Below are 23,576 nucleotides of genomic sequence, written 5' to 3'. Positions count from 1 at the left end.
GGGTGTCAGCCTTCGTTGCGCAGCGCCTGCTCCAGGGCCACGCCGGCGCCGAACAGGCCCGGATGATCCGCCGTCATGACCCACACCGGAACCTGGTCGAGGTACGGCCCGCTGGTCTTGCCACGGCTGCGGAAGGCCTCGGCGAAGCCGCTGTGCTGGAAGCGCTCGAGGAAGCGCGGGACGATGCCACCGGTGATGTACACGCCACCCAGCGCGCCGACCGTCAGCACGGCGTTGCCGGCGACGCGCGCCAGCCAGACGAAGAAGTGCTCCAGCACCGCGTCGGCATAGGCGTCGCCAGCCATGGCGCGCTCGCCGATCTCGGCGGCAGTCGCGCATTTCGGCTCCACGCCATCGAGCTGACAGCTCATGCGGTAGAGGTTTTCCAGGCCGCTGCCGGAGAGCACGCGCTCGGCCGAGACATGGCCGTACTTCTCGCGCAGCAGTTGCCAGAGGGCGAAGTCACGTTCGGAGGTCACCGGCAGGTCGACGTGGCCGCCTTCGCAGGGCAGCACTTCCCAGCCGCCACCCGGCAGCGGCATCAGGCTGCCGACACCCAGGCCGGTGCCCGGACCGATGATCAGCTTGGCGCGGCCTTCCAGCGCCTTGCCGGGGCGCACCTGCACCAGGTGTTCCTCCGACAGCCGCGAGGCCGCCCAGGCCATGGTGCTGAAGTCGTTCACCAGCAGCAGGTGGCTCAGGCCCAGCTCGGCGCGGAAGGCGTCGCGGCGAATCACCCAGTGGTTGTTGGTGAACTTGAAGTCGCCATCGCCAACGGGGCCGGCGCAGGCCAGGCAGACGTTATCGACGGCCGACAGCGGCTGGCCGACGCGCTGCAGGTAGTCGCGCACGGCGTCTTCCGGGCGCGGGTAGTCGGCGCAGGCCAGGACCTGGATGGACTCGAGGACTTCACCGCGCCACAGGGCGAAGCGGGCGTTGGTGCCGCCGATGTCGCCGACCAGGGCGAAACCGTTCGAGGCGGGCTGAGCGTTGTTGGAAATCATTGTGGGCTCGGGCCTGGAAGTGGAGGAAAAGGTTCAGCGTAGGACAGCGCCGAAGGCTCTCCCGTGCGACAGACAGGCAGTCACGCCGCTCGGAAGACTCCATCAAGTACGCGTCTCAGCGCAAGCCGTCGAGCTCGGCGGTGAAGCTGCAGGCGCCCTGCTCGGCCGAACTGAAGGCATTGCGCATGAAGGCGAACAGCTCGCGACCCATGCCGACATTATCCAGTGTCGGGGTCTCGACGAGCGGACGGGCATCCCACTCTGCGGTATCCACCAGCACACGCAGCTCGCCGGTAGTGCCGTCGACGCGCACCACATCGCCGTCGCGCAGTTTGGCCAGCGGGCCGCCGTTGAGCGCCTCCGGAGACACATGGATCGCCGCCGGCACCTTGCCAGAAGCGCCGGACATGCGCCCATCGGTGACCAGCGCCACCTTGAAGCCACGGTCCTGCAGCACGCCAAGGAACGGTGTGAGCTTGTGCAGCTCCGGCATGCCATTGGCGCGCGGGCCCTGGAAGCGCACCACGGCCACCAGGTCACGCTCCAGCTCGCCGGCCTTGAAGGCGGCGGCCAGGCTCGACTGGTCGTGGAAGATGCGCACCGGGGCTTCGACGATCTGGTGCTCCAGCGCCACGGCGGAAACCTTCATCACGCCGCGACCAAGGTTGCCTTCCATCAGGCGCAGGCCGCCTTCGGCCGAGAACGGCTTGTCGATGGGGCGCAGGATGTTCTCGTCCAGGCTCGCCGCCGGACCTTCGCGCCAGACCAGCTTGCCGTCGTCGAGGAAAGGTTCCTGGATGTAGCGACGCAGGCCCTTGCCGACCACCGTCTGCACGTCTTCATGCAGCAGGCCGCCGTCGAGCAGCTGACGGATCAGGAAGGACATGCCGCCTGCCGCCTGGAAGTGGTTGATGTCGGCCTGGCCGTTGGGATAGATGCGCGCCAGGGTCGGCACGATTTCGGAGAGGTCGGCCATGTCCTGCCAGGTCAGCTGGATGCCGGCGGCCTGGGCGATGGCCAGCAGGTGCAGGGTGTGGTTGGTCGAGCCGCCGGTGGCCAGCAGCGCCACTACCGAGTTGACCATGGCCTTCTCGTCGACGATCTCCGCCATGGGCACGAACTGGCCGTTCTCCGGCGCCAGGCGCGCAGCCTGGCGCGCGGCTTCGCGGGTCAACTCGTCGCGCAGCGGGGTGTTCGGGTTGACGAAGGAAGCGCCCGGCAGGTGCAGGCCCATCACCTCCACCAGCAACTGGTTGGTGTTGGCGGTGCCGTAGAAGGTGCAGGTGCCCGGCGCGTGGTAGGAGGCCATCTCCGAGGCCAGCAGCTCCTCGCGGGTGGCCTTGCCTTCGGCGAACAGCTGGCGCACCGCGGCCTTCTCCTTGTTGGAGATACCGGTGGGCATGGGGCCGGCGGGCACGAACACCACCGGCAGGTGGCCGAAGCGCAGCGAGCCGATCAGCAGGCCGGGGACGATCTTGTCGCATACGCCCAGGCACAGCGCGGCGTCGAACATGTTGTGCGACAGCGCGATGGCGGTGCCCATGGCGATCACGTCACGGCTGGCCAGGGACAGTTCCATCCCCGGCTCGCCCTGGGTAACGCCGTCACACATGGCCGGTACGCCGCCGGCGAACTGGCCGACCGAGCCGATCTGCCGCAGGGCGTCCTTGATCAGTTCCGGGAAGCGCTCCAGCGGCTGGTGCGCGGAAAGCATGTCGTTATAGGCGGAGACGATGGCGACGTTGGCCTGGTTCATCAGCCGCAGCGCCTGTTTGTCGGAATCACCACAAGCCGCGACGCCGTGGGCGAGGTTGCCGCAGGGCAGCGTGCCGCGGTGCGGACCCTTGGTGGCGGCTGCCTTGACCAGATCGAGGTAGCGCTGACGCGTGGCCGCGCTGCGGGCCTGGATGCGCTGGGTGACTTCAAGCACACGAGGGTGCATGGCAGCATTCTCCTACAGACTATCGGTTGTTGTTTTTACAACATTATCGTTGATTACTCGGTGTTTACTTTTCATCAACGTGGAAATTTAATTGTTTTTACCACAACAAAAGAAAAGAGACGACCTTCATGACTATACGCCTGGCAATCAACGGATTTGGCCGCATCGGTCGGAACGTACTCCGCGCGCTCTACTCGGGCCCCTACCGCCAACACCTGCAAGTGGTGGCGATCAACGACCTGGGCGACGCCGCGATCAACGCCCACCTGTTCCAGTACGACAGCGTGCATGGGCGCTTCGCCGGCCACGTCGAGCACGATGCCGAAAGCCTCAGGGTAGAGGGCGACCGCATTGCCGTCACGGCGATCCGCCATCCGGCCGAGCTACCGTGGAAGGCCCTGGGGGTGGATATCGTGCTGGAGTGCACCGGCCTTTTCACCTCCCGCGACAAGGCTGCGGCGCACCTGCAGGCCGGCGCGCGCCAGGTGCTGATCTCCGCGCCCGGCCAGGACGTGGACGCCACGGTGGTGTTCGGTGTCAACGAAGGCATCCTGCGCGCGGAACACCGCATCGTCTCCAACGCCTCCTGCACCACCAACTGCCTCGCGCCGGTAGCCCAGGTGCTGCACCGCGAGCTGGGCATCGAACACGGGCTGATGACCACCATCCACGCCTACACCAACGACCAGAACCTCTCCGACGTCTACCACAGCGACCCGTACCGCGCGCGCTCGGCTACCCAGTCGATGATCCCGACCAGAACCGGCGCCGCCGAAGCCGTTGGCCTGGTGCTGCCGGAACTGGCGGGCAAGCTGACGGGCCTGGCGGTGCGGGTGCCGGTGATCAATGTGTCGCTGGTGGACCTCACGCTGCAGGTCGCCCGCGACACCAGCGCCCAGGAGGTCAATGCGCTGCTGGAGCGCGCCAGCGAGCGCTCGACGATCCTCGGCTTCAACGGCCAGCCGCTGGTCTCGGTGGACTTCAACCACGACCCGCGCTCGGCCATCTTCGACGCCAGCCACACGCGGGTGAATGGCCGGCTGGTGAAAGTGATGGCCTGGTACGACAACGAATGGGGCTTCTCCAACCGCATGCTGGATACGGCGCGGGCGATGGTTGCGGCACGCGGCTGACATTCTGTAGGGCGCATAACGCGCCAGCGTTATCCGCCGTGGAGGATGCGGCGGATAACCCGTTCCGGGTTATTCGCCCTACGCCTGGAGTGCTCGCTGGAACCATGGCATTCACTTTCCGCTGCCCTCACCCTAACCCTCTCCCAGAGGGAGAGGGGACTGTCCGGTGCAGGAGGAAACGAGGGTGTCAGCCGGCACGATCTGCCCCCTCTCCCTTCAGGGAGAGGGCTGGGGAGAGGGGACCCCAGGCACGGCGTTACCGTCAAACACCACTCAGCGGTACAGCCTTTTCCCCTGCGCCTCCAGCACCAGCAGGCGCATGTCCGCCTCGGCCAGGATCGCCTCCTGGCCCAGGTGGTCGACGCGCTTCCACGCCTTGATTTCCTCACGGCTGCGGCCGCAGCCCAGGCAGATGCCCTCTTCGAACTCGCAGACCTTGATGCACGGACTCTTCACGGACTTCCTCTCGATTCGATGGGTGAACGTCAGTGGGCCTGCACAATGGACACCCGCGCGGCGCCAAGGTCCAACTCGATTTCCCCATCGGCGCCATCGACACGGGTTATCGAAGCGGGCAATCGAAGGCTGCGCGCCTTGCTAGAATCCGCCCTCCACGCCTTCCGGCCTCGCCCATGCTCGCCCTCAAGCTCACCCTGGTTCCGTTGTTCCTGCTGCTGGTATCCCTCTCCGGGCGCTGGTGGGGGCCGACTGTTGCCGGCTGTCTCGCCGCCCTGCCCGCCATCGCCGGCCCCATCCTGTACCTGATCACCGTGGAGCACGGCCGCGACTTCGGCGCCCAGGCCGCGTTACTGGCGCTGGCGGCGATCTTCGCTTCGGAAGCGTTCAACTTCGCCTATGCCTGGTTGTGCCGGAAGCACCGTTGGACGCTGGCCCTGAGCGGCGCGATGCTCGCCTGGCTGGTGGCTGCCTGGGCCCTGACGCAACTTCCAGCCGCGCCCGTCTGGGCTCTTCTCGCCGCAGTACTGGGCGCGCTGACCAGCCAGCTGTTCATGCCCCGCGCCGAGTTGCCGGGCACGGTCGCCGCGTTGGGCCACTTCGAGCTGGGCCTGCGCATGCTCGCCGGTGCGTTGCTGACCCTGGCCGTCACCGCCCTCTCCGGCTGGGCCGGGCCTAGCTGGAGCGGCCTGCTGGCGGTCTTTCCGCTGCTCTCCATCGTGCTCTGCGTGTCATCGCAGCGCTTGCACGGCGCGGGATTCGTCATCGCCCTGCTGCGCGGCATGGTCAGCGGGCGCCCGGCCTTCGCGGCGTTCTGCCTGTGGCTGGCGTTGCGCCTGCCGGCCAACGACATCCTGCCGAGCTTCGCCGAGGCGGCGCTGCTTTCCGTGCTGGTGCAAGGCGCGGTGCGCTGGCTGATCGGGCTCCGCTCCCGCAAGGCAGCCAAAGCCGCCTGAACGAAAAACGCCACGGCTGGATCAGCCGTGGCGTTTTCGTTTACAGCAGCGCGTGACGCTTAGAGCAGCGTGAAGCTCTGCTCCTTCACGTTGTCCGAATCCAGGCCGACGTAGACCTTGAACTCGCCCGGCTCCGAGGCGTAGCGCAGCTGGCTGTCGTAGAAGCGCAGGTCTTCCTCGCGGATCGGGAATTGCACCACCTTCGACTCGCCCGGCTGCAGCAGGATCTTGCTGAAGCCCTTGAGCTCCTTGACCGGGCGGCTGATGGACGCGGCGACGTCGCGCAGGTAGAGCTGCACGGTGGTTTCACCGGCGACCTTGCCGGTGTTCTTCACGGTCACGCTGGCCGTCAGCTGGTCACCCTTCTTCAACTTGCTGCCCGACATCTTCACGTCCGAGACGCTGAAGTCGGTATAGCTCAGGCCGTAGCCGAAGGGGTACAGCGGGCCGTTCTGCGAGTCGAAGTAGCGCGAGGTGTACTTGTTCGGGTGCTCGTGGTCGAACGGGCGGCCGGTGTTCAGGTGGTTGTAGTAGATCGGCACCTGACCCACCGAGCGCGGGAAGGTCATGGTCAGCTTGCCCGACGGGTTGTAGTCGCCGAACAGCACGTCGGCAATGGCGTTGCCGCCCTCGGTGCCGCTGAACCAGGTTTCCAGCACCGCGTCGGCGTTGGCGCTTTCCCAGCGCAGGTCCATCGGCCGGCCGTTCATCAGCACCAGCACCAGCGGTTTGCCGGTGGCCTTGAGGGCCTTGAGCAGCTCGATCTGGCTCTGCGCGATGTGCAGGTTGGTCTTGCTCGACGCCTCGTGGGCCATGCCCTGGGATTCGCCGACCACGGCCACCACCACGTCAGCCTGTTTCGCCTTCTCGACGGCTTCGTCGATCATGGCTTTTGGGCTGCGCGAGTCGACCTTCACGTCTTCGCTGTATTCGTTGAGGTATTTGACGATCTCCGGATCGTCGGTGACATTGGCGCCCTTGGCGTAGAGCAGCGCGGCATGACCACGGGTGGCGGCGCCCATGCCCTCGAGCACGGTCACGGCCTGGAAGGCCTTGCCAGCGGCGGACCAGCTGCCCATCACGTCGCGCTTGCTGTCGGCCAGCGGGCCGATCAGGGCGATCACGCCGTCACGCTTGAGCGGCAGCACGCCGCCTTCGTTCTTCAGCAGGACCATGCCCTTGCGCGCAATCTCGCGGGCGTCGGCACGGTGCAGGCGGTCCTCGGCGTCGGTGTCGACCGGGTCCTTGCCCTGCAGGTAGCGGTACGGGTCCTGGAACAGGCCCATGTCCCACTTGGCGGCGAGCACGTCGCGGCAGGCTCGGTCGATCTCGTCCTGGCTGATCAGCCCGGCCTTGAGCAGCTCGGGCATGTGCTTGCCGTAAAGGTCGTCATTCATGTTCATTTCGACGCCGGCGTTGATCGCCGCCCGGGTGGCGTCACGCTCGGTGGCGGCCACGCCGTGCTTTATCAGCTCCAGCACCGCGCCGTGGTCGCTCAGGGTCAGGCCCTTGTAGCCCCACTGGCCGCGCAGCAGGTCCTGCAGCAGCCACTTGTTGGCGGTGGCCGGCACGCCGTTGATGCTGTTCAGCGAGACCATCACCGCGCCGGCGCCGGCGTCGATGGCCGCGCGGTACGGCGGCAGGTAGTCCTGGAACATGCGCTGCGGACTCATGTCCACGGTGTTGTAGTCGCGGCCGCCTTCGCCGGCGCCGTACAGGGCGAAATGCTTGACCCCGGCCATGATGGTTTGCGGCTGGTTCAGGCCCTGGCCCTGGTAGCCCTTGACCACCGCGGCGGCGACCTTGCTGGTCAGCCAGGCGTCTTCGCCGAAGCCTTCGGAGACACGGCCCCAGCGCGGATCGCGGGCGATATCGACGGTGGGCGAATACGTCAGGTTGAGGCCGTCGGCGCTGGCCTCGATGGCCGCGACGCGGGCGCTGCGCTCGATGGATGCCATGTCCCAGCTCGCCGCCAGGCCCAGGCCGATGGGGAACACGGTACGGTGGCCGTGGACCACGTCATAGGCGAAGAACAGCGGGATCTTCAGCCGGCTCTTCATGGCCGCATCCTGCAGGTCACGGATGCCCGGACGGACCACGGTGTTGAAAACCGCGCCGGTGGTGCCCTCGGCGATTTCCTTCAGCAGTACCGGCTTGGGATGGTCCGGCCCGACGCTGACCAGGCGCAGCTGGCCGATCTTCTCGTCCAGCGTCATGCGCTGCATCAGGCTGTCGATGAAGGCGTCCTTCGACTGGCCGGCCAGCGGCACGGCAGGTGCGGCGGCAGGCGCCTGGGCGGCGGAAAGCGAAGCGCTGCCAAGACCCAGCAGGAGGCCGAGCCAGCAGATACGGCTGATTGGAGTTCTTTTCATATGGGTACTCAGCAGCCTGCGCGACGCGCCAGGCCACTGTGGATTGTTGTCGAGAGACGTCGTCAGGGCGGTCGATCGGGCGGCATCCCCGGGTGTTGCCGCCAGCGCCTTGCGAACGCGGCACATAAGGTCGTCGCGCCGAGGGCGGAAGTCAATCACCGAACGGCTGGAAAGCCTCGGTCAGATGCGCCAAAGCCCAGGCTCAATGGTCGCGATTGCGCGCGTTGAACTCCATTTCCTCGAGCATGGCTTCGCGCAGGGCGCGCTCTTCGTCCCATTCGTCTTCCGCGGGCGCGGACGGTGCGTGGGCTTGCGGGGGCGCGGGTGCTTCGGGCTGGCTTTCCGTTTCTGGTTCGACAGGCGCTTCGGCTTCGCCCTGCGGCTCGACCTCCGGCAGCGCATGCACGCCGCTGAAGTCGGCATCCACACCGGTGTCCTCGTCGTCACTCGGCGGGCGGTCGATCAGGTCGTCGAAGTCGGTCTTCAGGCCCTGCTCCATCTCGTCCAGCTCGGCGAGCAGACTGCGGAAACTGGTCTCCTCCTTCGGTTCCTCCGGCGGCGCGGGCTCCGGCTCCTCGCCGGCATCGCGCACGGCCTGGTCGGCCAGGGCCTGCAGCGACGGCGGCACGTAGTCCTCGTCGTATTCCTCGGGGCTCGGCAGGCTGGCCACCGGCGCCATGTCCTCGAGGATCGGCTGCGGCTCGGGCTCCATCAGTTTCAGCTCGGCCAGCGGCGGCAGGTCTTCCAGGCTCCTGAGGTTGAAGTAGTCGAGGAAGGTGCGGGTGGTGGCGAGCATGGCCGGGCGGCCGGGGACTTCGCGGTAGCCGACGATGCGGATCCACTCGCGCTCCATCAGCGTCTTGACGATCTGGGTGTTCACCGCGACGCCACGGATTTCCTCGATCTCGCCACGGGTGATGGGCTGGCGATAGGCGATCAGCGCCAGGGTTTCCAGCAGCGCACGGGAGTAGCGCTGCGGACGTTCCTCCCAGAGCCGGCCGACCCAGGAAGCGAACTTCTCGCGCACCTGCAGGCGGTAACCGGTGGCGACTTCCTTCAGCTCGAAGGCCCGCCCGGAGCATGACAGGCCCAGCACCGCCAGCGCATCGCGGAACTGCTGCGGCTCAGGGCGCTCGGCCTCCTCGAACAGCTCACCGAGGCGTTCCAGCGACATGGGCTTGCCGGCAGCCAGGAGGATGCCTTCGAGCAGGGTCGCCAGTTCTTGCGGGTCGGAGAGATTCATCGGGGGCTCGGGTCGGGGTTGAAGGTTTCGCCGTTCAGGCGGGAAAGCTACTCAAAGCGCGGCGCCAGGGCAACGCTGGCGGATCAGAGCGGCTCGTCTTCCGGCTCGCCGCCCAGTGCCTGGTCAAGCGCTGCCTCGCCTTCCGGGCCGTCGAAGTGGCCGTCCTCGAAGGTCAGCTCGGCTGGCGGCTCTTCGCGCGGCTCGAAGACGTCTTCGTCGCCCTCTTCCAGCACGTCTTCCGACGTTTCTCCGAAGCGTGCGGCGCCCTCCTGCACTTCCGTGCGGGCGCGGACGTGGATGGGCGCAAAAGCTTCGTTCTGTACCAGCTCCACCAGCTGTTCCTTGACCAGCTCCAGCACCGCCATGAACGTCACCACCACGCCGAGCTTGCCCTCCTCGACGCGGAACAGGCTGATGAAGGGCACGAAACCCTCGCCCTTCAGGCGTTCGAGGATCTCGGTCATGCGCTCGCGGGTGGAGAGCATCTCGCGGGTGACCTGGTGACTCTCGAACAGGTCGGCGCGGCGCAGCACCTCGGCCATGCACAGCATCAGCTCCTGCATGTCCACTTCCGGCAGCAGCCGGCGCGCCCGCGCATCCGGCGCGGCGACAGTGGGCACCACGTAGTCACGGCCCAAGCGCGGCAGGTCGTCGAGGTCCTCGGCGGCCTTCTTGAAGCGCTCGTACTCCTGCAGGCGGCGGATCAGCTCGGCACGCGGGTCTTCCTCTTCGGCCTCGGCCTCGGCCGAGCGCGGCAGCAGCATGCGCGACTTGATCTCGGCGAGCATGGCGGCCATCACCAGGTACTCGGCGGCCAGTTCCAGGCGCACCGACTTCATCAGTTCGACATAGCCCATGTACTGGCGGGTGATCTCCGCCACGGGAATGTCGAGGATGTTGATGTTCTGTTTGCGGATCAGGTAGAGCAGCAGGTCGAGCGGGCCTTCGAAGGCCTCGAGGAAGACCTCCAGGGCGTCCGGCGGGATGTACAGGTCCTGCGGCATCTCCGTCAGGGCCTCGCCGTAGACGAGCGCCAGCTGCACCGGCACCTGGTATTCAGGGGCGGCGGCGGGGGCTTCCGGCTCGGTCAGGTCACTCATCGGCCACTCGTCAGGCGCTGGGGTTCGAAGGCGGCATTATCCCTGCTTTTGTCGGTGGCGCGAGGGGCTTTTGGCGGATTTGCGGCCTGTGCGGTTTGCCTGCGCGTAGGAGCGGGCTCTGTCCGAGATGGGGTCTGCGCTTGGCTTCGGCGCGATGCGGGCCTATCACGGACAACGTCCGCCCCTACAAAGAGCGAAGGCCCCTCACCCTAACCCTAGCTGCGCGCCCCGCTCCTCAAGCGGGAGAGGGGACAGATCGGAGCCGGCTGAAGCCACGGAGTCAGCCGGCACGGACGGCCCCCTCTCCCTCTGGGAGAGGGCTGGGGTGAGGGAGCCGCGAGCACCAACTACCCGAAGAGCAATGGCGCGTCAGCGGTAGGACAGCCCCATCGCATGCCGCACTTCCACCAGCGTCTCCCGCGCGGCCTCGCGGGCGCGCTCGGCGCCTTCGGCGAGGATGCTGCGCACCAGTTCGGGATTGTCCTCGTAGTCCAGCGCGCGCTCCTGGATCGGCGCCAGTTCGTGGAGGATCGACTCGATCACCGGCCGCTTGCAGTCCAGGCAGCCGATCCCGGCGCTGCGGCAACCTTCCTGCACCCACTGGCGGCAACCCTCGTCGGAGTAGATCAGGTGCCACTGCCATACCGGGCAGCGCTCCGGGTCGCCTGGATCGCGGCGGTGTACGCGCGCGGGGTCGGTGGGCATGCGCGCGATCTTTTCCTCGATCACCGCCGGGCTGTCGCGCAGGGCAATGGTGTTGTGGTGCGATTTGGACATCTTCTGCCCGTCCAGCCCTGGCATCTTCGGCGCGTGGCTGGTGAGGGTCTGCGGCTCGGGCAGCAGCACGCGGCTGGTGCCTTCGAGGTAGCCGAACAGCCGGTCGCGGTCGCCCAGGGTCAGGCTCTGCTGCTCCATGAGCAGCGCGCGGGCCGTCTCCAGCGCCTCGGCGTCGCCCTGTTCCTGCCAGGCACGGCGCAGGCTGCTGTAGAGCTTGCCGGTCTTCTTGCCCAGGCGGGTGATGGCGGTCTGCGCGCGGTCCTCGAAGTCGACTTCACCGCCGTAGAGGTGGTTGAAGCGGCGGGCGATCTCGCGGGTGAACTCGACGTGGGCAAACTGATCCGAGCCCACCGGCACCAGGCCGGCGCGGTAGATCAGGATGTCAGCGGCCTGCAACAGCGGGTAGCCGAGGAAGCCGAAGGTGGAGAGGTCCTTGTGGACCAGCTTTTCCTGCAGCTCCTTGTAGGTCGGCACGCGTTCCAGCCAGGACAGCGGGCAGATCATCGACAGCAGCAGGTTCAGCTCGGCGTGCTCGGGCACCTGGGACTGGATGAACATAGTCGCGGCGCTGGGGCTGACGCCCACTGCCAGCCAGTCGATGGCCATGTCGCGCACGTGCTGGCGGATGCTGGCGGTCTCGTCGTACTCGGTGGTCAGCGCATGCCAGTCGACGATGGAGAAGTAGCATTCGTACTCGTGCTGCAGTTTCACCCAGCTCTGCAGCACACCGTGGTAATGCCCCAGGTGCAGGCGCCCGGTGGGGCGCATGCCGGACAGCACACGGCGCAGGGATTCGACGCTGGTCAAGCGGTCAACCTCGCGGGTTCGGCGATGGGACGAGGGAGTATAGCCAGCACGCAGGGCGTGTTCAGGCGTTGACCATGAAGGGTTCCGGGTCGCCGCAGCCGACGCGCACGACCACCGGGTCTTCGTCGGTCAGGGCGATCACGGTGGAGGCCTCGCCGCCGCCGAAACCGCCGTCGATGATCAGGTCGACCAGGTGCTCCAGCGAATCGCGCATCTCGTACGGATCGTTCAGCGGCTCGCTCTCACCGGGCAGGATCAGGCTGACGCTCATCAGCGGCTCACCCAGTTCCTCCAGCAGCGCCAGGGCGATCGGGCAGGCCGGCACGCGCAGGCCGATGGTGCGGCGTTTGGGATGCAGCAGCATGCGCGGCACTTCGCGGGTGGCGTTGAGGATGAAGGTGTAGGGGCCGGGCGTGTGCGCCTTGAGCAGGCGGAACAGGCCGGTGTCGACCTTCGCGTAGAGGCCCAGCTCGGACAGGTCGCGGCAGACCAGGGTGAAGTTGTGCTTGTCGTCGAGCCGGCGGATGTGGCGGATGCGCTCCACCGCGGATTTCTCACCGATGCGGCAGCCCAGCGCGTAGGAGGAGTCGGTGGGATAGGCGATCACCCCCCCCTGCCGGACGATCTCCACCGCCTGCTTGATCAGGCGCGCCTGGGGATTTTCCGGATGGATCTGAAAGAACTGGCTCATGGAGTCTCCTTGATCCCGATGGCGTTCTCGGCGCTGGCAAAGCGCGGCCAGAGCGGCACCAGGTCTTCCGGCACGCTCCGGTAAAGGCCCAGCTCCGACCAGTCGCTGGGGCCGTGGAAGTCGCTGCCGGCGGTGACCATCAAGCCGAATTCGCGGGCGAGGATGCTCAGCACGCCGACCTGCTCGGCCGGCTGCGGGCCGTTGCAGACTTCCAGCGCATGACCGCCGGCGGCGATGAAGTCGGCCACCAGCTTGCGCCGCTTGGTGCGGGTGAAATCGTACTGGTAGGGGTGCGCCAGGCTGATCCAGGCGCCCGCCGCGCGCAGCGTGCCGACGGCGTCGGCGAGGCTCGGCCAGTGCTGTTTGACGTCGCCCAGCTTGCCGGCGCCCAGCCACTTGCGGAAGGCCTCGGCGCGGTCCTTGACGTAGCCCTGACGCAGCAGGAACTCGGCGAAGTGCGGGCGCGCCGGGGCATTTTCGCTGTCGCCCAGTTCGGCCTGAATCGCCCGCGCGCCCTCGAAGGCGCCGGGCATGCCCTTGGCTTCCAGGCGCCGGCCGATTTCCTCGGCGCGAGTCCAGCGGGCGCGGTGCAGGTCGTCCAGCGCCTTTACCAGCGGTTCGGCCGTCACGTCGAAGCCGTAGCCGAGCACGTGAATGGTCGCCCCGCCCCAGGTGCAGGACACTTCGACGCCGTCCACCAGCTCCATGCCCAGCGCCTGCGCGGCACGGCGCGCCTCGGGCAGGCCGTCCAGGGTATCGTGGTCGGTCAGCGCCAGTACGCGCACGCCGCGCCCATGGGCACGCTCGAGCAGGGCCGTCGGGCTGAGCTGTCCGTCGGACGCGGTGCTGTGGCAGTGCAGATCGACTCGCATGGGGCTTCCAGGGAATGCAGGGGGTGGCTTTGTGTCAGGACAGCTTTGTGTCGGGATAGCTTTCTGTATAGACGCTTCTGTGCCAACGCTCCCGCGGCAACGCATTGAAACCATGATCTGACGCAGCGTTGGGCGGATGGCTCTTTCAGTTCATCCGCAGGTTGGTATTATGCCGGCTCTACTGGGCTCTGGCTGCCGTAATGAAGCAATTCATCGATTTCATTCCCCTCATCCTCTTCTTCATCGTTTACAAGCTCGACCCGCGCAACGTCGAACTCGCCGGCCAGAGCTTCTCGGTCGGCGGGATCTACAGCGCCACGGCCGTGCTGATCGCCGCCTCCGTGGTGGTCTACGGCGCCCTGCTGATCAAGCAGCGTAAGCTGGACAAGGGCCAGTGGGTGACGCTCGCCGCGTGCCTGGTGTTCGGCGGCATGACCCTGGCCTTCCACAGCGAAACCTTCCTCAAGTGGAAGGCGCCGGTGGTGAACTGGCTCTTCGCCCTGGCTTTCGCCGGCAGTCACTTCATTGGCGGCCAGCCGCTGATCCAGCGCATCATGGGCCATGCGGTACACCTGACCGATTCCCTCTGGGCGAAACTGAACGTCGCCTGGGTGCTGTTCTTCCTGATCTGCGGCTGTGTCCAGCTGTTCGTCGCCTTCACCTTCCAGGACTACTGGGTGGACTTCAAGGTGTTCGGCAGCCTGGGCATGACCCTGCTGTTCCTGATCGGCCAGGGCGTGTTCCTGGCCCGCCACATGCACGATGAGCCTACCGGCGAAAAACCCAAGGACTGACATGCTCTACGCGATCATTGCCCGTGATATCACCGCTTCCCAAGAACGCCGCCTGGCCGCCCGTCCCGCGCACATCGCACGCCTGGAGCAGCTGAAGGAAGAAGGCCGCCTGGTCCTGGCCGGCCCGCACCCGGCCATCGACAGTAACGACCCGGGCGCCGCCGGCTTCACCGGCAGCCTGATCGTCGCCGAGTTCGACTCGCTGACCGCCGCACAGGCCTGGGCCGACGCCGACCCGTACCGCGCCGCCGGCGTCTACGCCGAAGTCGTGGTCAAGCCGTTCAAGAAAGTCCTGCCCTAACAGCGCGCGAGCGTTGCACCCCGAGGCACGGAGCGCCACGGGGCATCGCAGCCGGACAGCGCCGGGATGGCCACGGACGGCGGCACATCATCGAACAAGGAGTCCCGATGCGCCGTTTGCCCCTGCTCGCCTGCCTCGCCCTGCCGCTGCCCGCACTCGCCGAAGAGCCCGTCACGGAGCAACCGGCGCAAAGCGCTGTCCAAGCATCAGCTCAACCGCCGGCCGCCAATCCTGAACTGGAGCGGCGCCTGGCCGACAGCGAACGGCAGCGCGCCGAACTGGCCGCGCAACTGGCCGCGCAACCGGCACAGCTGGATAACAGCCAGGACGAAGCCCGCATCACCCGCCTGACCCAGGAAAACCAGCGCCTGAAGCTGCAGCTGCGCGAGGCCCAGGCCAACCAGCCGCCGCGCCTGCTCAGCGAGCAGCAGACCTGGTACGTGACCGGCGCCGGCACTGCCCTGCTGGCCTTCATCCTGGGCATGCTGAGCCGTGGCCGCCGACGCTCGCGCCGCGAATGGATCAACTGAAAGAAGCCTCTTCATGAGTGAACTGCTGCTGATCGACGACGATGTCGAACTCTGCGAACTGCTGACCACCTGGCTGACCCAGGAAGGCTTCAGCATCCGCGCCGCCCACGATGGCGCACAGGCCCGCGCCGCGCTGAGCAGCCGAGCGCCGGACGCGGTCGTGCTCGACGTCATGCTGCCCGACGGCAGCGGCCTGGAACTGCTCAAGTCGCTGCGCAGCGACCACCCGGACCTGCCGGTGCTGATGCTCTCCGCCCGCGGCGAGCCACTGGATCGCATCCTCGGCCTGGAGCTGGGAGCCGACGACTACCTGGCCAAGCCCTGTGACCCCCGCGAGCTGACCGCCCGCCTGCGCGCCGTGCTGCGCCGCAGCCACCCGGCGCAACCCGCTGCGCAACTGGAGCTGGGCGACCTGGCGCTGAACCTGTCGCGCGGCGTGGCCACCATCGGTGCCGAGGAAATCAGCCTGACCCTCTCCGAGAGCCGCATCCTCGAAGCCCTGCTGCGCCAGCCGGGCGAACCACTGGACAAGCAGGCGCTGGCGCAGCTCGCGCTGGGCCGCAAGCTGACCCTGTATGACCGCAGCCTGGACATGCACGTCAGCAACCTGCGCAAGAAGCTCGGCAGCCACCCCGACGGCCGCCCGCGCATCCTCGCCCTGCGCGGGCGCGGCTACTTCTACGCAGCCTGAAATCTCGCCCTGCGGAGGGCCCGGGCCGCTCTGGTCCGGGCTTCGTAAAGTTTCCAGCCGGGCTTCACGTAATCTTTACCGAAGCTTTACGTGGGACTGACCGCCCTTGACCTTGCCAACCCTAGACTGGGCTCATCCGGTAACGACCGGCCCCTGAAAGGAGAAACACCATGCGCAAGACCCTGACCGCCCTGCTGATCGCTGCCGCCCTGCCGACCGTCGCGCTGGCGGCCACTCCCGCGCCGACCGACGCTCCGCCGCCGGCCCCGTTCATGAAGGACCACGGCCCGGGCATGCACCGTGGCGAACACGGCGGTGCGTTCCGCGAACTGAACCTGACCCAGGACCAGCGCCAGCAAGTCGGCAAGCTGATGGGCGACTCGATGAAGGATCGCCGCGCGATCACCGAGAAGTACTGGAACAAGCTGCCCGAGGCCGACCGCAAGGCCATGCAGGAAGAACTGAAGGCCAACCGTGACAAGGCCGACGCCGGCATCCGCGGCATCCTCACTCCCGAGCAGCAGAAGAAGTTCGACGAGATGAAGAAGCAGCGCGAACAGCGCAAGGCTGAATGGGCTGAATTCCAGACCTGGAAGGCCCAGAAGGACGGCGCCAAGACCAACTGATTCGCTCCAGCAAACGCAGGCGCCGGGTTCTACCCGGCGCCTTGCCGTGGAGCCCCTGACAACGGATAGACCATGCGGCTGAACAGGAAGACCATGCGTTCACTCTTCTGGCGGATCCTCGCCGCCTTCTGGCTCGCCCTGCTGCTGGTGGCCGGACTGTCGATCCTGCTGGGCCGCGCCCTGAACCAGGACACCTGGGTGATCGCCCGCTATCCCGGCCTGCATGACATCGCCAAACAATGGACCCTGCTTTACGAGACGCAAGGCCCGGATGCCGCGCAGGAACTGCTGGAAAGCCGCCGCAAGCAATACGAACTCTCGGTGCAGGTGCTCGACGAGACTGGCCAGCGCCTGGTCAACGGTACCTACCTGCCGCGCCCGCCACGCCCGCGTGACAACAACTTCGACCGGGAAAACCTGCCGCGCTTCCCCTGGCGCCAGTTAAGCCAGGAATACACCAGCAGCCGCACCGACCAGACCTACCTGTTCATCTACCGCATTCCGCACCCGACGCTGCAGGCCTGGCACCGCAGCAGCCTGCTCTGGCCGCTGAGTGCGCTGGGCATCGCGCTGGTGGTGCTGACCGTGTTCAGCCTGCTGCTGACGCTGTCCATCACCCGCCCGCTGAACCGCCTGCGCCGCGCCGTGCATGACCTCGGCCAGACCAGCTATCAACAGGACAGCCTCGCCCGCCTCTCCCGCCGTGGCGACGAACTGGGGGTGCTGGCCCGTGACTTCAACCGCATGGGTGCCCGCCTGCAAGGGCTGATCGGCAGCCAACGCCAGCTCCTGCGAGATGTATCCCACGAGCTGCGTTCACCGCTGGCGCGCCTGCGTATTGCCCTGGCCCTGGCCGAACGCGCCGAGCCCGACCAACGCGCCGCCATGTGGCCGCGCCTGGAACAGGAATGCGACCGCCTGGAAGCGCTGATCAGCGAGATCCTCGCCCTCGCCCGCCTCGACGCCGAGCCCGGCCCGACCAGCCGCATCGACCTGCTGCCGCTGTTCGAGCGCCTGCGCAACGACGCGCAACTGCTTTACCCGGAACAGAACATCCAGCTCGACGTTGCCCCACAACTGGCCCTCGACGGCTGGCCGGACATGCTCGAGCGCGCCCTCGACAACCTGCTGCGCAACGGCCTGCGCTTCAACCCGGCGGAGCAGCCGCTGGAAGTGCAGGCGCGGATCGATGGCGAGCGCCTGCACATCAGCATCCGTGACCACGGTCCCGGCGCCAGTGAGGAACACCTGGCGCAACTGGGCGAACCCTTCTTCCGCGCGCCCAACCAGAGCAGCCCCGGCCATGGCCTGGGTCTGGCCATCGCCCGTCGCGCCATCGAGCGCCACCATGGGCGGCTGCGCCTGAGCAACCATCCCGAGGGCGGTTTCCTGGCCAGCATCGACCTGCCGCTGCGCCGCCAGATCGCCTGAACCGAGCGCATTATCGGAGAGCAACCATGAGCCTTCCCGCCTTCGCTGTCCCGACTCCCGCCCTGCAACAGGCGCTGCCGCCGGCAGCCCTGCTGCGCAGCGAACCCTACGATGATCCGCAGTACCTGGTGCTGGCGGTGGAACTGGCGCGCCTCGCCACGCAATGGCGCGCACGCTGGCCCGGCTTGCGCCTGAGCCTGCCGCAGAGCGGCACCTGGCCACTGGAAAGCTGGCCGGATGCGCTGGGCGAAGCCCTGGATGCCTTGCTGGAAGGGGCGCTGGCGCGCCATCCGCATGCTGCGCTGGAGCTGTCACTCAGTTCAGCACGCGGTGAGCTGCGTCTGGATCTGCAAGGCTACGATCCGCAGGCGCGAGGCTGGCTGCCGGAGGCATTGCCCCCGGCGCGGCGCCTCGCCGCCTGGCAGGGCGGGCACCTGCTCTGGCGCGCCCGCGACGGAGGCTGGAAGGTGCGCCTGGAACTGCCGCTCAGCCCCGCCAGGCGCTGACGAACCCGGCCGGGTCCAGCGGTGCCGGCCGGCGCAGTTCGCCGATAGGCGTGCCGAGGTAGATGAAACCGACGATACGTTCGTTCTCGGCCAGGCCCAGGCCCTCGCGCACCAGCGGGTCGAACGCCATGGCGCCAGTGCGCCACATCGCTCCCAATCCTTCGACGTAGGCCGCCTGGATGATGCCGTGGGCGGCGCAACCCGCCGCCAGCCACTGCTCGATCTCCGGCACCTTGGGGTGATCCTGCAAACGTGCCACAGCGACCACCAGCAGCGGCGCGCGCAGCGGCATGGCGCGAGCCTTGTCCAGCGCCTCGGGCTTGCCATCCGGCTCATTGGCCGCCACCGCGCGGGCGAACAGCTCACCCAGCTCCTTGCGCGCCTCGCCTTCCACGGTGAGGAAGCGCCACGGGCGCAGTTGCCCGTGGTCCGGGGCGCGCAAGGCGCTGCGGAACAGGCGGTCCAGTTGCTCGGGGGACGGTGCCGGCTCGCTCAGGCGGGCATGGGACACACGGTTGAGCAACGCGTCGAGAGCCTCCATGGGCTGCCTCCAGTCAATCTCGAAAGTCGCCATTGTAGACGCAAAGGGTTCGCATTTGTCCGGGAAAGACGGCGCACTCCTTCTCCGCCCAACTTGTAAAGGGGAACGGTGTCACGCGGTTTACTCTCGGCAGGCGGCAGGTAAAATGGCCGATTCCTATTGGATTCAGACCTCAGCGCATGGCCCTGCCGACACTACGCACCCTCGGATTCATCATCGGCATCTTCGTGATCACGCTGGCGGTCGCCATGCTGGTCCCCATGGCCACGCTGCTGTATTACGGCCGTGCCAACGAGCTGCACCCGTTCATCTGGTCGGCGATCATCACCTTCACCTGCGGACTGGGCATGGTCATTCCCGGCCGCCCGGAGCAGGTACACATGCGCCCGCGGGACATGTACATGCTCACCGTGTCGAGCTGGGTGATCGTCTGCTTCTTCTCGTCCCTGCCGTTCATGTTCGCGCGGCACATCAGCTTCACCGACGCGATATTCGAGAGCATGTCGGGCATCACTGCCACCGGGTCGACCGTGCTGTCGGGGCTGGACAAGATGTCCCCGGGCATCCTCATCTGGCGCTCGCTGCTGCACTGGCTGGGCGGCATCGGCTTCATCGCGATGGCGGTGGCGATCCTGCCGATGCTGCGCATCGGTGGCATGCGCCTGTTCCAGACCGAATCCTCGGACCGCTCCGACAAGGTCATGCCGCGCTCGCACATGGTGGCCAAGTACATAGTCGGGGTCTACGTGGCCATCACCATCGCCGGCACCCTGGCCTTCTGGTGGGCCGGCATGGGCCTGTTCGACTCGCTCAACCACGCGATGTCGGCAATCTCCACTGGCGGCTTCTCCACCTCCGACCAGTCCCTGGCCAAGTGGCACCAGCCAGCGGTGCACTGGGTCGCGGTGATGGTGATGATCCTGGGCAGCATCCCCTTCGTGCTCTACGTCGCCACCCTGCGCGGCAACCGCAGGGCGCTGCTGCGTGATCATCAGGTTCACGGGTTCCTCGGCCTGCTGGTTTTCACCTGGCTGGTGATGGGCACCTGGTATTCGGTGAACTCGGGCCTGCCCTGGTTCGACGCCTTCCGTATCGTCGCGGTGAACGTAACCTCGGTGATGACTACCACCGGCTTCGCCCTGGGCGACTACGGTCTGTGGGGGCACTTCTCGATCATGCTGTTCTTCTACCTGGGCTTCATCGGCGGCTGCTCCGGCTCCACCGCCGGCGGCATCAAGATCTTCCGCTTCCAGGTGGCCTACACCCTGTTGCGCGCCAGCCTGTACCAGCTGATCCACCCGCGCGCGGTGATCAAGCAGAGCTACAACGGCCACCGCCTGGACGAAGAGATCGTGCGTTCGATCCTGACCTTCTCGTTCTTCTTCGGCGCCACCGTCGGCGGCCTGGCGCTGGGCCTGTCGTTCCTCGGCCTGGACTGGATGACCTCGCTTACCGGCGCGGCCAGCACCGTAGCCGGCGTCGGTCCGGGCATGGGCCCGATCATCGGCCCATCGGGCAACTTCGCCTCGCTGCCGGACGCAGCCAAGTGGCTGCTCTGCGGCGGCATGCTGCTCGGGCGCCTGGAGATCATCACCGTGCTGGTGCTGTTCACCCCGGCGTTCTGGCGCCACTGATCGCTCCAACAGCCGCTTAATGGGCCGAATGAACAGGCCGTAGGATGGCGTGGAGCGCAGCGATACCCATCGAATCCGCGCACCGACAGCATGGGTATCGCTGCGCTCCACCCATCCTACAAATCGATATACCGGGAACGCCGGCACACGGCGCTTCTACACAACGACTCACAAGTCCTCGCGGTATTCCCCTGGCGTCTTGCCAAACCAGCGGCGGAAGGCGCGGAAGAAATTGCTCGGCTCCGAGAACCCCAGCAGGTAGGCGATCTCCAGCAGCGTCATGCGCGGCGTGGCGAGGTACTGCTGGGCCAGTTCGCGGCGAGTGTCGTCGAGCAGTTGCTGGTAGCTGGTGCCCTCTTCCTGCAGGCGGCGCTGCAGGGTGCGCTCGGACAGGTTCAGCGCCTGGGCCACGCTTTCGCGCTTGGGCTCGCCCTGGGGCAGCAGGCGGCACAACACCTGGCGCGTCTGATGGCTGAAGCGGCTGCTGACGAAGCGCGCCAGGTATTCCCCGGCGAAACGGTCGTGCAGGCGCGCCAGCTCCTCGTTGGCCGTGGGCAGCGGCGCGCTCATGTCCTCATGGGAGAACAGCATCGCGCAGTCCGCATGGCCGAAGCTCAACGGTGCCTGGAACAGCTCGCGGTAGGGTTCGATATGCGGCGGCGCCTCGCCCGCCAGGCGCACCTCCAGTGGCTTGATCGCCCGCCCGGTGATCCAGCGCAACATCGCGATCAGGCTCGCCAGCGAGCACTCCGCGCTCTGCCGCGGCACAGGCAGGAGATCACCGTGGACCACGATGCGATACAGGCAGCCCTCGGGCAGGCGGCGGAAGGTCAGGTCGGCGCCCTCGGCGATGATCCGCTGGTAGCGCTCCAGGCGCTCGAAGCCCTCGCCCAGGTTGCGGCTGGACATCAGCGCATAACCCACCACGGGGAACGCCGGCGTGTGCACGCGGGCAATGTTCAGGCCGATGGCCGGGTTGCCGGACAACTCCACGGCGCGGTTCCACAGACGGCTCATGGCGTCCTGCGGGAAGCGCGCATCGGGGTCATCGAGGGCGGCGAAATCCAGCTGCAGTTCAGTGAACAGCGCGCGGCAGTCGAGGCCTTCCAGCTCCAGCGACTGGACGATCCCCCGCACCCAGCTCGACAGGGTCGTACGCTCAGGCATGCAATTTCTTCTGGTTATGGTGGTGATCCGCGCCGAACGGCCGGATAAGCCGGCGGCACAGGGGGATACTAAACTGGCCCCCTATGTCATCCGCAAGTCTGAAGGCACCAGCCTACACTGGCGCCATCACAACAACAGGAGGTGCACCATGAGCACCCAGACCGCCGATCGATTCCAGAGCTTCGCCGAGTTCTACCCGTACTACCTGCAGGAACACAGCAACGCCGTGTGCCGCCGCCTGCACTACGTGGGCAGCCTGCTGGTGCTGTCGATCCTCGCCTACGCCATCGTCAGCGGGCACTGGCTGTGGTTGCTGGCCATGCCGCTGGCCGGCTACGGCTTCGCCTGGGTCGGCCACTTCGTGTTCGAGAAGAACCGCCCGGCCACCTTCAAGTACCCGCTGTGGTCGCTGATGGGCGACTGGGTGATGCTCAAGGACGCCTTCACCGGGCGCATCCGCTTCTGAGCCACTGAGCGATCAGCGCGCGGCGTTTCGCAGCGACGCGCGTTCGAACAGCAGCGCCTGCACTTCCCCGCCGGCGTGCTGGGCGATGCGTCGCCAGCTGGCGGGCACGTCGGGAATCTCCTGGTCGTTGTAGCGACTCATCACCAGCCACACGCGACCATCGCCTGGCGGCAGGTCGGCCAGGCGGTCGACGAAGCTGTGCTGGCGGTCATCGATCAGCGAACCGAAGCCATAGTGCCCCGGCCGCCCGGACGAACCATCCGCAGCCGGCGCGGTGTACAGCAGCGGTTCGCTGCCGGTGCGGTTGTAGTAACGGAACGCCAGGTACCAGAGGATATCGTCCACCACCACCCGGTCGCCGGCACGGTAATGGGCGTTGACGTAAGCGACCATGCCGTCGAACTGCTCGTCCGGGTCCGTCTCGTAGGCGCGCGCCAGCCCCAGGCCCTGCAGGCCGAGCAACGTCGCCAGGGTCACCACTCCCAGCGCCCGCCGCGCCTCCAGCAGGCGGTCCAGCGCCAGCGCGAACAGCAGTGGCAGACCCAGCGCGAAGGCCGTCAGGTAGCGCTCGACAAACACCGGCGAAACGAAGGACACGCCATACAGCCCCAGCAGCGGCAGGCCGACGTAGAGCGAGAGCAACACGCCGGCGCGCTGGCGGCTGCGATCGTGATGCAGCACCAGCAACATCGCCCCCACCACCAGCAACGGCACGCCCACCAGCAGGGGCCACGCCAGTTCGTTGCCATCGGACTGCGCCAGCCATTGCCAGAGCATCGACGGGACGGAACGGCCATCCACCGGCGGCGCCCAGCCCACGTCTCCGCCAGCGACCAGCACCGCCATGTGGCGAACCAGGTCCAGCAAGCCGGGCAACCAGGGCAGGAACAGCACGGCGATGGCCAGGTTGGCCAGCCACCAGTCGCGGCGACGCAGGGGAGTGTTCGGCAGCGACGCCAGCCAGGCCCAATGCACCAGCAGGCCGAACAGGCTGAAGTAGTGGGTGTAGAACGCCGCCGTCATCAGCAGGACGTAAGCCAGCAGATGGCGGCGCTTGCCCTCCTCCAGCCAGTAGAGCAAGGCCAGGGTCGCCGCCAGCAGCCAACAACCGAGCAGCGAATACATGCGCACTTCCTGGCTGTAGCGCACCGCCGTGGGCAGCAGCGCCAGCAACACGACAGCGAGCAATGCCGCGCGGCGACTGGCGAGGCGCCAGGCCAGCCAGCCGCCGAGGAACACCGCGAGCGTGCCGAACAGCGCACTGAACAGGCGCAGCGACAACACGCCCTCGCCCAGCAGCCCGGTCCACAGATGCAGCAGGTAGAAGTACAGCGGCGGGTGCACGTCGTGGGCAGCGTGCTGCCAGAGTTGCAAAGGCGAATAGCGGGCGAGGAACAGGCTGGAGCTTTCGTCGCCCCAGATGGCCGAGCCGGTCAGCTGATACAGGCGCAGGCACAGCGCGAGGGCCAGCAATGGCAGGAACCACCACTGGCGCAACAGGTCAGGCAGGCTCGGGGACTCGCGGGAAGACATCAC

General features: G+C 67.1%; 23 protein-coding genes. 11 read left to right on the top strand and 12 right to left on the bottom strand.

Annotation, left to right across the window (positions count from 1 at the left end):
* Window positions 1-5: 5 nt before the first annotated feature.
* Together IB275_RS08820 and edd are read right to left on the bottom strand one after the other, a co-directional pair.
* Window positions 6-1,004 (bottom strand): glucokinase, encoded by a 999-nt coding sequence (locus IB275_RS08820; RefSeq protein ID WP_225607756.1) that lies wholly within the window; start codon window positions 1,002-1,004, stop codon window positions 6-8.
* A gap of 115 nt (window positions 1,005-1,119) precedes the next feature.
* Window positions 1,120-2,946 carry a phosphogluconate dehydratase gene (edd, locus tag IB275_RS08815; RefSeq protein WP_192289172.1) on the bottom strand — a complete coding sequence of 609 codons (1,827 nt, stop codon included), beginning with the start codon at window positions 2,944-2,946 and terminating at the stop codon, window positions 1,120-1,122.
* A 128-nt stretch (window positions 2,947-3,074) separates the two neighbouring features.
* Here edd and gap point away from each other — a divergent pair, with 128 nt between their 5' ends.
* On the top strand, window positions 3,075-4,079 hold the full coding sequence (gene gap, locus IB275_RS08810) for a type I glyceraldehyde-3-phosphate dehydrogenase (protein ID WP_192289174.1): 1,005 nt from the start codon (window positions 3,075-3,077) through the stop codon (window positions 4,077-4,079).
* Window positions 4,080-4,352: 273 nt separating this feature from the next.
* On the opposite strand, the gene IB275_RS08805 is transcribed toward gap, so the two are convergent.
* Entirely contained in the window at window positions 4,353-4,535 is a 183-nt protein-coding gene (locus tag IB275_RS08805) for a DUF1289 domain-containing protein (protein WP_081518029.1), read from the bottom strand.
* A gap of 176 nt (window positions 4,536-4,711) precedes the next feature.
* On the opposite strand from IB275_RS08805, the gene IB275_RS08800 reads away from it, so the two are divergent.
* Window positions 4,712-5,491: a hypothetical protein gene (locus IB275_RS08800; RefSeq protein ID WP_192289176.1), complete on the top strand. Its 780-nt coding sequence runs from the start codon at window positions 4,712-4,714 to the stop codon at window positions 5,489-5,491.
* A 59-nt stretch (window positions 5,492-5,550) separates the two neighbouring features.
* Here IB275_RS08800 and bglX read toward each other — a convergent pair whose 3' ends face one another.
* The 6 genes from bglX to IB275_RS08770 all read right to left on the bottom strand — a co-directional run bounded on the left by bglX (window position 5,551) and on the right by IB275_RS08770 (window position 13,353).
* Window positions 5,551-7,848, bottom strand: coding sequence for a beta-glucosidase BglX (gene bglX / locus IB275_RS08795; RefSeq protein WP_285888652.1), 2,298 nt, complete (start codon window positions 7,846-7,848; stop codon window positions 5,551-5,553).
* 217 nt (window positions 7,849-8,065) lie between these two features.
* Window positions 8,066-9,106, bottom strand: coding sequence for an SMC-Scp complex subunit ScpB (gene scpB, locus IB275_RS08790; protein ID WP_192289180.1), 1,041 nt, complete (start codon window positions 9,104-9,106; stop codon window positions 8,066-8,068).
* An 83-nt stretch (window positions 9,107-9,189) separates the two neighbouring features.
* Entirely contained in the window at window positions 9,190-10,206 is a 1,017-nt protein-coding gene (locus IB275_RS08785; protein ID WP_192289182.1) for a segregation and condensation protein A, read from the bottom strand.
* Window positions 10,207-10,575: 369 nt separating this feature from the next.
* Window positions 10,576-11,751, bottom strand: a complete 1,176-nt coding sequence (locus IB275_RS08780) for a tryptophan--tRNA ligase (RefSeq protein ID WP_494514440.1) — start codon at window positions 11,749-11,751, stop codon at window positions 10,576-10,578.
* Window positions 11,752-11,851: 100 nt separating this feature from the next.
* Window positions 11,852-12,481 carry an L-threonylcarbamoyladenylate synthase gene (locus IB275_RS08775; protein WP_081518024.1) on the bottom strand — a complete coding sequence of 210 codons (630 nt, stop codon included), beginning with the start codon at window positions 12,479-12,481 and terminating at the stop codon, window positions 11,852-11,854.
* Window positions 12,478-13,353, bottom strand: coding sequence for a PHP domain-containing protein (locus IB275_RS08770; RefSeq protein ID WP_151186399.1), 876 nt, complete (start codon window positions 13,351-13,353; stop codon window positions 12,478-12,480). The genes IB275_RS08775 and IB275_RS08770 overlap by 4 nt, the downstream gene beginning before the upstream one ends.
* 200 nt (window positions 13,354-13,553) lie before the next feature.
* Here IB275_RS08770 and IB275_RS08765 point away from each other — a divergent pair, with 200 nt between their 5' ends.
* The 7 genes from IB275_RS08765 (at window position 13,554) to IB275_RS08735 (ending at window position 18,232) form a co-directional block, all read left to right on the top strand.
* Entirely contained in the window at window positions 13,554-14,147 is a 594-nt protein-coding gene (locus IB275_RS08765; RefSeq protein WP_138212802.1) for a septation protein A, read from the top strand.
* Window position 14,148: 1 nt separating this feature from the next.
* Entirely contained in the window at window positions 14,149-14,448 is a 300-nt protein-coding gene (locus IB275_RS08760) for a YciI family protein (protein ID WP_192289185.1), read from the top strand.
* Window positions 14,449-14,555: 107 nt separating this feature from the next.
* Window positions 14,556-14,978: a translation initiation factor 2 (IF-2, GTPase) gene (locus IB275_RS08755; RefSeq protein ID WP_192289187.1), complete on the top strand. Its 423-nt coding sequence runs from the start codon at window positions 14,556-14,558 to the stop codon at window positions 14,976-14,978.
* Between the two features lie 13 nt (window positions 14,979-14,991).
* The gene (locus tag IB275_RS08750; protein ID WP_192289189.1) at window positions 14,992-15,669 is read left to right on the top strand and encodes a response regulator transcription factor; all 678 of its coding nucleotides are present in this window, start codon (window positions 14,992-14,994) and stop codon (window positions 15,667-15,669) included.
* A 170-nt stretch (window positions 15,670-15,839) separates the two neighbouring features.
* A complete protein-coding gene (locus IB275_RS08745; protein WP_045210140.1) occupies window positions 15,840-16,295 on the top strand; it encodes a Spy/CpxP family protein refolding chaperone in 456 nt (151 codons plus the stop codon).
* A 93-nt stretch (window positions 16,296-16,388) separates the two neighbouring features.
* On the top strand, window positions 16,389-17,726 hold the full coding sequence (locus IB275_RS08740) for a sensor histidine kinase (protein WP_192289191.1): 1,338 nt from the start codon (window positions 16,389-16,391) through the stop codon (window positions 17,724-17,726).
* A gap of 26 nt (window positions 17,727-17,752) precedes the next feature.
* Window positions 17,753-18,232 (top strand): hypothetical protein, encoded by a 480-nt coding sequence (locus tag IB275_RS08735; protein WP_192289193.1) that lies wholly within the window; start codon window positions 17,753-17,755, stop codon window positions 18,230-18,232.
* Here the strand turns inward: IB275_RS08735 and IB275_RS08730 are convergent.
* Window positions 18,213-18,773: a nitroreductase family protein gene (locus tag IB275_RS08730; protein WP_192289195.1), complete on the bottom strand. Its 561-nt coding sequence runs from the start codon at window positions 18,771-18,773 to the stop codon at window positions 18,213-18,215. The genes IB275_RS08735 and IB275_RS08730 overlap by 20 nt on opposite strands.
* A 179-nt stretch (window positions 18,774-18,952) precedes the next feature.
* Here IB275_RS08730 and IB275_RS08725 point away from each other — a divergent pair, with 179 nt between their 5' ends.
* Complete coding sequence (locus IB275_RS08725) at window positions 18,953-20,407, top strand: TrkH family potassium uptake protein (protein WP_192289197.1); 1,455 nt, start codon at window positions 18,953-18,955, stop codon at window positions 20,405-20,407.
* 168 nt (window positions 20,408-20,575) lie between these two features.
* Here the strand turns inward: IB275_RS08725 and IB275_RS08720 are convergent, their stop codons facing one another.
* Window positions 20,576-21,574, bottom strand: a complete 999-nt coding sequence (locus IB275_RS08720) for an AraC family transcriptional regulator (protein ID WP_192289199.1) — start codon at window positions 21,572-21,574, stop codon at window positions 20,576-20,578.
* Window positions 21,575-21,722: 148 nt separating this feature from the next.
* On the opposite strand from IB275_RS08720, the gene IB275_RS08715 reads away from it, so the two are divergent.
* Window positions 21,723-22,040, top strand: a complete 318-nt coding sequence (locus tag IB275_RS08715; protein WP_045210136.1) for an Mpo1-like protein — start codon at window positions 21,723-21,725, stop codon at window positions 22,038-22,040.
* A 12-nt stretch (window positions 22,041-22,052) separates the two neighbouring features.
* Here IB275_RS08715 and IB275_RS08710 read toward each other — a convergent pair whose 3' ends face one another.
* Window positions 22,053-23,573 carry a glycosyltransferase family 39 protein gene (locus IB275_RS08710; RefSeq protein ID WP_192289201.1) on the bottom strand — a complete coding sequence of 507 codons (1,521 nt, stop codon included), beginning with the start codon at window positions 23,571-23,573 and terminating at the stop codon, window positions 22,053-22,055.
* Window positions 23,574-23,576 lie beyond the last annotated feature (3 nt).

This window comes from Pseudomonas sp. PDM21 (assembly GCF_014852505.2).
In the GTDB taxonomy this organism is placed as follows: domain Bacteria; phylum Pseudomonadota; class Gammaproteobacteria; order Pseudomonadales; family Pseudomonadaceae; genus Pseudomonas.
Note: the sequence above shows the minus strand (reverse complement) of the source record. Positions and strands in the feature narration are given on the sequence as shown.